General features: G+C 59.7%; 6 protein-coding genes. 2 read left to right on the forward strand and 4 right to left on the reverse strand.

The window, feature by feature from the left end; translation table 11 throughout:
* Positions 1-82: 82 nt before the first annotated feature.
* The 3 genes from ACH2EH_RS22945 to ACH2EH_RS22955 form a co-directional block, all read right to left on the reverse strand.
* A complete protein-coding gene (locus ACH2EH_RS22945) occupies positions 83-1606 on the reverse strand; it encodes a SulP family inorganic anion transporter (RefSeq protein ID WP_395145419.1) in 1524 nt (507 codons plus the stop codon).
* 218 nt (positions 1607-1824) lie between these two features.
* Complete coding sequence (locus tag ACH2EH_RS22950) at positions 1825-2610, reverse strand: HAD-IIA family hydrolase (RefSeq protein ID WP_395145420.1); 786 nt, start codon at positions 2608-2610, stop codon at positions 1825-1827.
* A 38-nt stretch (positions 2611-2648) separates the two neighbouring features.
* Positions 2649-2792, reverse strand: coding sequence for a hypothetical protein (locus ACH2EH_RS22955; RefSeq protein WP_395145422.1), 144 nt, complete (start codon positions 2790-2792; stop codon positions 2649-2651).
* Positions 2793-2826: 34 nt separating this feature from the next.
* On the opposite strand from ACH2EH_RS22955, the gene ACH2EH_RS22960 reads away from it, so the two are divergent.
* The gene (locus ACH2EH_RS22960; RefSeq protein WP_395145424.1) at positions 2827-4515 is read left to right on the forward strand and encodes a M20/M25/M40 family metallo-hydrolase; all 1689 of its coding nucleotides are present in this window, start codon (positions 2827-2829) and stop codon (positions 4513-4515) included.
* 13 nt (positions 4516-4528) lie between these two features.
* Here ACH2EH_RS22960 and pcrA read toward each other — a convergent pair whose 3' ends face one another.
* Positions 4529-6784 carry a DNA helicase PcrA gene (gene pcrA / locus ACH2EH_RS22965; RefSeq protein WP_395145426.1) on the reverse strand — a complete coding sequence of 752 codons (2256 nt, stop codon included), beginning with the start codon at positions 6782-6784 and terminating at the stop codon, positions 4529-4531.
* 73 nt (positions 6785-6857) lie between these two features.
* On the opposite strand from pcrA, the gene ACH2EH_RS22970 reads away from it, so the two are divergent.
* Entirely contained in the window at positions 6858-8108 is a 1251-nt protein-coding gene (locus ACH2EH_RS22970) for a Glu/Leu/Phe/Val dehydrogenase (protein ID WP_395145427.1), read from the forward strand.
* Positions 8109-8266 lie beyond the last annotated feature (158 nt).

Raw genomic sequence — 8266 nt, forward strand, 5'->3', positions numbered from 1 at the left:
TGCTGAAAGCCCACATTCTGAAAGTAGTGAACGCCGTCAATTAGTTTTTGCATGATTTGATTTTTCCAATTTTGTGTTTAGGTTAGTTGCGTGTGACGCGTGGCTTTCCACGCTGAGCATCGCCGTACCATGGCGTATGCGCCTCGTTGATCTCGACGGTGCCGCCGGTTCTCTGGTGCGTCTGCTGCCAGCTATGCAGCGCCTCGTACGCCGCGTGATCCATAAAGTCGGCGTTCAGCTCGATGGTGGCTTTGGTGCCCGTCGGGATTTTGGCAAGTGCTGCGGTCAGTTTAGGCACGGCCAGAAAGTCCAGAATGCCTGTGATCGTGAGGGCCGTCGGCTCGCCTGAGATCTTCAGATCCAGAACGCGGCGCGGCTCTTTCACACGGACAAGCAGCAGAATCACCGCCAGGCCGATGCCAAAGCCAACGCCCGCCAGCAGGTTCACAAACGCGACGCCCAGCGAGGTGACAGCGTAGACGATCACTTCTTTGTGGCGGTGCAGCTCTTTAATGTGATGCAGATTGACCAGCCGCACACCCACGTGAATGAGCAAGCCCGCGAGTGCGGCCAGCGGGATGCGATTGAGCTGCGGCGTCGCCACTAAGACAAAGAGCGTGATCCAGACGCCATGCAAGATCGCCGAGACATTGGTCTTGGCTCCGGCGGCGATATTGGCGGCGCTGCGCACGATCACGCCCGTCACCGGCATGCCCCCGAGCAAGCCCGAGATCGTGTTGGCCGCACCCTGCCCGATCAGCTCACGGTCCAGGTTGGCTCGCTTTCCATTGTGCAGTTTGTCGGTCGCCACGGCGCAGAGCAGCGACTCGACGCTGGCGACCACGGCAATAGTGAGCGCGGCAACAAAGAAGCCTAAAACATCGGCGGGGAGCTGCGGCATCTGGAAGGCAAAGAGCGGGCCGTCTTTAATCGCCACGCGCGGAGCCTCGGTGAAGAAGAGATTGCCAAGAATCGTGGCAGTCAGCACCGAGACCAGCGCCGCCGGGATCAGCCGGACTTTGGCGGGGAGATACCCCCAGCCGATCAGAATCGCGATGGTGACCAGCCCCAGGATCGTGGCGTGGACTTCGGGCGTGGTCGGATGCGTGAAGAGTTCCCCGATCTCGGCGGGAAGGGCCTGGAGATTGAGCAACGCCGCCGGTCTTGGCTTACCTCCCAGCAGCACCTGGGACTGCGCCAGCGCAATGGTCAGGCCAATTCCGGCGAGCATCCCGTGCACCACGGCAGGCGAGATCATCAAACAGGCGCGGGCGATCTTGAGGGCACCAAAGCAGAGCTGGAAAATTCCCGCTATCACCGAGATCGCACACATCGTGGTCCAGCCGAATTTTTGCACCATCCCAAAGACCAGAACGGTGAGCCCAGCGGCAGGCCCGGTGACCTGGAGCGGCGCTCCCGCAATCGCTCCGGCGACAATCCCGCCAACAATACACCCGATTAGCCCCGAGGCAATCGGTGCCCCCGACGCGTTGGCAATCCCGAGGGCCAGCGGCACTGCGACCAGAAAGACCACCAGAGAGGCAGGAATGTCGGCAAGCTGAAAGCGAGCAGGTTTTGTTGATGTTACCATCGTTTTAGAATCCATGAGTCTATACCTAACACTGAAAAGTAAAAATTTGCTCCCAGTGCCCGACAGAGCGACCAAAAAAGACGACAGGGTGGCATTTTTCCCGGATTGCTTCACTGGCAGGGATGCATGAGCTGTAACGCTGGTGTAACGGTGGGGCGCTATGCTACTCGTAATGAGTGAAACAGAACTACGTCGCTGGGCCTTGGAGCAGCTCCGGTTCCTCCTTGCGCTTCCTACAGCTCCGCCAGAGTCGCAATCACCCGAGTCGGGGCGTGAGAAGCCGGAGCCGCGTCCGCCTGCGCCTGCGTCCCCACCCCCGTCAGCACTAGAGTAGTCGGGACGCCGCAGCGGTTGCCACAGAGAATATCCGTGTCGAGCCTATCCCCCACCATCACGGCATCTTCAGGCGCGACTCCCGCCAGATCTAGTAGCAGCTGCAAGCCCAGTGGCTCCGGCTTGCCCATCGTCAGCGGCTCGCGCTCGGCGGCGGCGGCAATCGCGGCGACGATACTTCCGCCGCCCGGGATCACACCGTCTTCAATGGGATACTGGCCATCGCGATTGGTGGCGATAAACACCGCGCCGCGCAAGAGGCACTGCTGCGCCCGGCGCAGTGTCTCGTAGCGAAAATCTTTGTCCAGCCCGACGACAACATACGCACAGTCAACGTCCAGCGCCTCCGGGTCGGCGACACTCACCACCGAGATCCCGATTTTACCCAGCTCGTCATGAATCCCTGGCCCACCAACAGCAAAGACCGTCTTTCCCACCGCGCCCTGGCTCACTAAGTAGGCCGCTGTGATTGAGGCACTGGTAGCGATTTCGCTCTCCTCAGCAGGCATCCCGAGGCGCGTCAGCTTCTCCACATAGACCCGTCGAGGCTGGTTGGAGTTGTTGGTGAGAAAGTAGAGACGCTTCCCAGCGGCACGTAGCCGGGCAATGGCTTCCGGTGCTCCTGGCACGACACTCTCGCCACGCCAGAGAACACCATCCAGATCAAAAACATAAATAGAGGACACAACGCATTGTACCGCGTGTCAAATTTTGGTATATTTCCCTATCCGCACTCTCTCGCCCCGATAAACCGGGGCGTCTTATTGTCGTCGCGGGCTCCGACACAAAGGGCGTGCCGCCCATCCGAGTTCTCATGGGCGCTTGCGCCCTTCGTGTCGCGTAGCGACAATAAGACGCTCCCGTTCATGGGAGCGATTTAGCGATCTAAGGAATTAAAATTTATGTCTCCCACGCTCTTCTTACTCCCTCTTGCGGCACTTGTCGCGCCAGCCCCCCACTTCCAGACCGATACGCCCGATACGGCGATCATGGCAAAAATTCGTGAGGAAGGTCTCAAGCGCTCCCAGCTCCCGCAGCATCTCTCGTATCTCACGGAAGTCATTGGCCCCCGTCTGACCGGCTCGCCGGGCCTGCTACGTGCCAATGAGTGGACAAAAAACAAGATGATTGAGTGGGGTCTAGACGCCAAGCTGGAGCCGTGGGGGCCATTTGGTCGTGGCTGGACCTGCGACAAGTTCGCGCTGAGTGTGGTCGGGCCCACCGCCTTCAACGTCATTGCTGCACCCCGCGCCTGGTCAACAGGCTGGTCGGGCACAGCAGATGTGGTCTTTGTCGAGACACAAAACGCGGAGGAGCTAGCAAAGTTCAAGGGCAAGCTCAAGGGCAAGATCGCCCTAATTAGCCCCACTAAGGAGCTCCCGGCACACTTCACACCGCAAGGGTCGCGCTACACCCCAGAGCAGCTGGAGGCGATGGCAACGGGTGCACTCGGTGGCACGGGCCGTCCCAGGCAAGGCGGTGGTGGTGGCAATCCCTTTGCTGGGGAGATGACCGAGGAGCAGCGGGCAGCGTTTACCGCGCGAGCACGGCAGGCACAGATGGCGGGCGCGATTCTGGCGTTCTGCAAGGCGGAGGGTGCCGTGGCGACACTCTCTCAAGCACGCTCAGGCGATGGTGGAACGATCTTTGTCGAGCAGGCAAGTGTCCCGCAGCAGGCGCCCGCAACCCCACCAACCCCACCAGCAGGTGGTACAGGTGCTCCGGGAGCAGGCGGAGGACGTGGTGGTTTTGGCGGCCAGCGCACTCCCCGGATGAGTGTCTACTCTGTGGCAGCCGAGAGACTCATGGTGCCGCAGATCGCCGTGGGCGCGGAGCACTACAACCGCATCGTGCGCATGGTACAAGCGGGCGAGAAAGTGAGTATCGCCCTGGACCTGAAAGTGCACTTTAACGGCGACGATACCAGTATGGTCAACAACACTATCGGCGAGTGGAAGGGCACCGACAAAGCCGATGAGATCGTCATGGCGGGTGGGCACCTAGACTCCTGGCACACGGGAACCGGCGCAACCGACAATGCCTGCGGCGTGAGCGTCGCGATGGAGGCGGTGCGTATCTTAAAAGCCATCGGCGTCAAGCCGCGCCGCACGATCCGCGTGGCTTGCTGGAGCGGTGAGGAACAAGGTATCTTCGGCTCGACCGCCTATGTAAAATCACACTTCGGCACGGCGGCGGCCCCCGGCGCAGAGCACGCCAAGTTCTCCAGCTACTTTAACTTGGACAACGGCACCGGCAAGATTCGCGGGGTCTACTGCCAGGGCAACACGGGCATCATGCCGATCTTCGCCGAGTGGCTCAAGCCCTTCAACGATCTGGGCGCAACCACGGTGACGGCGCGTAACACCGGCGGCACGGATCACCTGCCCTTCAACTCCGCCGGGCTCCCTGGCTTTCAGTTCATCCAGGACACCATCGAGTACGATGCCCGAACGCATCACTCGAACATGGACACGTTTGACCGGGTGCAGATTGAGGACATGAAGCAGGCCGCCACGGTGCTTGCGGCGTTTCTCTACAACGCCGCCATGCGCGATGACAAGCTCCCCCGCAAGCCTACCGCCGGGCAGTAAATCCCACGGCAGGCTATACCTTCTCCAGCCGGGCGTAGCCTGCCACGAGTTTCTTAATCCCCACATTGGGAAACGCGACCGAGACTTGTGCTTCGTCGCCGCTTCCCGTACACGAAACCACGACCCCCTGTCCAAAGACCGCGTGCTTGACTTTCTCACCAGGACGGAACGGCGCGGCACTGGTCACTTTTGCCGCCCCCACCAAGCTCCCCCGCCCGGTGGGGGCGGGGGGGGGTGGCACGGCCCGTGACGAAGCGGTTGGAATGGGGGCAGGAGTGCTTGCCAGCTCGCGCTGCTGGCTCTTTAGGAACGAGGGAAGCCGTGCGCCTTGCGGAATGGCGAGGCGCTCGATGGCGATGTCCCGCAGAAAGCGCGACGGTGGGTTGAAGCTCATGTTGCCAAAGATCGTGCGGCGCGTGGCAAACGTGAGATACAGCTCTTGTTGCGCACGTGTGATGCCCACATACGCCAGGCGGCGCTCCTCCTCAATGGACGAATCGCTCTGGAGCGAGCGGAAGTGCGGGAATATTCCCTCCTCCATCCCGATCAGAAAGACCACTGGAAACTCCAAGCCTTTCGCGGAGTGCAGGGTCATCATCACCACACACTCCACCCCGCCCTCGCCGAGCTTGTCCACATCAGCGATCAGCGCAGTTTGCTCCAGAAATGCCCGTAGCGACGGGTCTTCGGTGCTCTCCTCGAACTGCTGCGTCACCGAGAGAAGCTCCTGGACGTTCTCCACGCGGCTCTGCGACTCAACCGTTTTCTCGCGCTCTAAGTCCCGGACATAGCCCGTCTCCTCGATGAGGCGCTCCGTAAGCTTCGTAAGCGAGAGCGTCTCCCGCTCGCTTCTCAGGTGCACAATCAGCGCTAAAAAACTCTCGACAGCTTTCTTGAGGTTCGGCTTGAGGCCCAGCGCATTGATGTCCGCGAGTGCCTCCCAGATCGTGCAGTTCAGCGCCAGAGCCCGCTCCTCAAGCTTTGCCCATGTCCCCGCCCCAATCCCCCGCGCCGGAACATTAACGATACGCTTGAGCGCGATGGAGTCGAAGGGATTGTGAATCACCTTGAGATAGCACAGGAGATCCTTAATCTCTTTGCGCTCATAAAAACGCAGGCCTCCAATGATCGTGTAAGGGATTCGATGATTGATAAAGACCTCTTCCAGCATCCGGCTCTGCGCGTTGGTACGATAGAGAACCGCAAACTCCGAGAGCTTGCGCACGTTGCTGTCAACAGCCTCACGGATGACGGTAGCCACATAGACCGCTTCCTCCTGCTCGTTGATGGCCTCTAAGAGTCGAATCGCCTCGCCCTCCGCGTTGTCGGTCCAGAGTTTCTTATCTTTCCGGCCCTTGTTCTTGGAAATCACATCGTAGGAAGTGTCAAGAATCGTTTTCGAGGAGCGATAGTTCTGCTCTAATTTGATTGTTTTGGCATCAGGATAGTCTTTTTCAAAGTCTAAAATAATCTGAATATCCGCACCTCGCCACCCATAAACTCCCTGATCATCATCTCCGACGACGCATAAATTGCTATTACCTCCTGAAAGAAGCTGAGTTAATTTATATTGTGCATGATTGACGTCTTGATATTCATCCACTAACACATAACGAAACTTGCTTTGGTAGCGCTCTCGGACATCTTCGCGCTGTTGGAGCATACGCACGGCTTTTCCGATCAGATCATCAAAATCCAGTGCGCGGTTCATGGTGAGCTTCTCTTGGTAGAGCGTAAAGAGCCGCGCAACGACGTTCTCAAAGTGGCCCGAGAAGTGCTTAGAAAAGTCCTCGGGGAGTATTAATTTCTCTTTGGCACGGGAAATTAGTGAGAGTACGGCGCGCGGGGCGTACTGGCGGTCATCTAAGTTGAGCTGATGCAGACACTCCTTCATCAACGTCATCTGGTCGTCGTCGTCGTAGACCACAAAGTCGCGCTCCAGCCCGATGCTCGCTCCATTCTCACGAAGTAGGCGGGCACAGGTCGAGTGGAATGTCCCCACCCACATCTCCTTGGCAATCCCCTCACCCAACAGCTTCTCCACACGCTCGCGCATCTCGCGGGCGGCCTTGTTGGTGAAAGTGACGGCGAGAATATTGCGGGGCCGTACCTGCTGGTGCAAGACCAGGTAGGCGATCCGGTGGGTGAGCACGCGGGTCTTGCCAGAGCCTGCCCCCGCGAAGATCAAAAGCGGGCCTTCCGTATGGAGCACGGCCTCCCGCTGGACGGGGTTGAGAGAGTGGAGAAGGGGGTCGTCGTTTTGGATCACAGCGCATATTGTACCCGAGTTGACAAACGCAAAAATGGGGAGATACTGCGCGTTTTGTGCCATAATAGGTTCCATGAGCGAACACCTAGATAGCTTTGCAATGGCGCAGCAGCAGCTTGCCACTGTCGCCACGAAGATCAACCTTGATCCCAACGTCCACGAAGTCCTCAAGCACCCCAAGCGGGAGCTGACAGTCAACTTCCCTGTTTCGATGCGCGACGGCTCGATTAAGATGTTCACGGGCTACCGCGTCCATCACAACCTGGCGCGCGGCCCGGCCAAAGGCGGCATCCGCTACCATCCCGACACGGATATTAGCGAAGTGCGGGCGCTGGCGTTCTGGATGACCATCAAGTGCGCCGTCGTCAATCTCCCGTTTGGCGGTGCCAAAGGCGGCGTCGCCTGTGACCCCAAGCAGCTTAATGCCGCCGAGCTGGAGGACCTCACCCGGCGCTACACCACCGAGATCGCGATTTTATTGGGGCCGGACAAAGACATCCCCGCCCCGGACATGGGTACCAACGGCCAGACCATGGCGTGGATCATGGACACCTACTCCATGCTCAAGGGCACCACCGTTCCTGCCGTCGTCACCGGCAAGCCCATCGCGGTGGGCGGCTCCGAGGGCCGGATCGAGGCCACCGGGCGCGGCGTCGTCACGGTCGCCCGCGAGACCTTGCTCTCCCGTGGTGGCCAGCTTCCGGATTCCACGGTGGCCGTCCAGGGCTTTGGCAATGTCGGTGCCGCTGCCGCCAAGCTCTTCTACCGCACCGGCTGTAAAATCCAAGCCCTCTCGGATGTACAGGGCGCGATCTACAATAAAAATGGCATGGACATTCTCGCGGTTGAGGACTGGGTAAAGAAAACGGGTACAGTGATCGGGTTCCCTGAGGCTGAGGCGCTCGATCCCGCCGCGCTTCTGCTTCTGCCCGTGGACCTGCTAATCCCCGCCGCGCTCCAGAACCAGATCACCGAAGCCAACGCCGCGCAAGTGAAAGCCCGCTATGTGATTGAGGGAGCGAACGGCCCCACCACTCCGATTGCGGACCTCATCCTCGCCAGCAACGGCACGATAGTCGTCCCCGATGTCCTCGCCAACGCGGGCGGCGTCACGGTATCGTACTTTGAGTGGGTGCAGGGCCTCCAGTCGTTCTTCTGGAGCGAGAGCGAGGTCAACGCCAAGCTAGAGCAGATTATGGTGCGCGCCTTCGGCCAAGTGAACGCCGCCGCGAAAAAACACAACTGCGATTTGCGCACCGCCGCCTATATCGTCGGTGTAGGCCGCGTCGCCGAAGCCATCACCGCGCTGGGCATCTTCCCGTAGAGAGCAGGGGTAGCGAGAGTCGCCTCTCCTGCCCCTACCTCTCGCGCCATTCGACCAGAACCGCACTCACCTCACGCCCTCCACAAACCCCACCTCATTTCCCCCGTCCACCATCCCGCGCCATGTCATTAGCTGACCACTTTTAAACGCGGTTTGAC

Origin of the sequence: Armatimonas sp., assembly GCF_043760365.1 — a bacterium.
Lineage (GTDB): Bacteria > Armatimonadota > Armatimonadia > Armatimonadales > Armatimonadaceae > Armatimonas.

Coding starts and splice junctions, on each gene's coding strand:
- ACH2EH_RS22955 (WP_395145422.1), bottom strand. CDS start 2,792: ATGAACGGGAGCGTCTTATTGTCGCTACGCGACACGAAGGGCGCAAGC.
- ACH2EH_RS22960 (WP_395145424.1), top strand. CDS start 2,827: ATGTCTCCCACGCTCTTCTTACTCCCTCTTGCGGCACTTGTCGCGCCA.
- ACH2EH_RS22970 (WP_395145427.1), top strand. CDS start 6,858: ATGAGCGAACACCTAGATAGCTTTGCAATGGCGCAGCAGCAGCTTGCC.
- ACH2EH_RS22945 (WP_395145419.1), bottom strand. CDS start 1,606: ATGGATTCTAAAACGATGGTAACATCAACAAAACCTGCTCGCTTTCAG.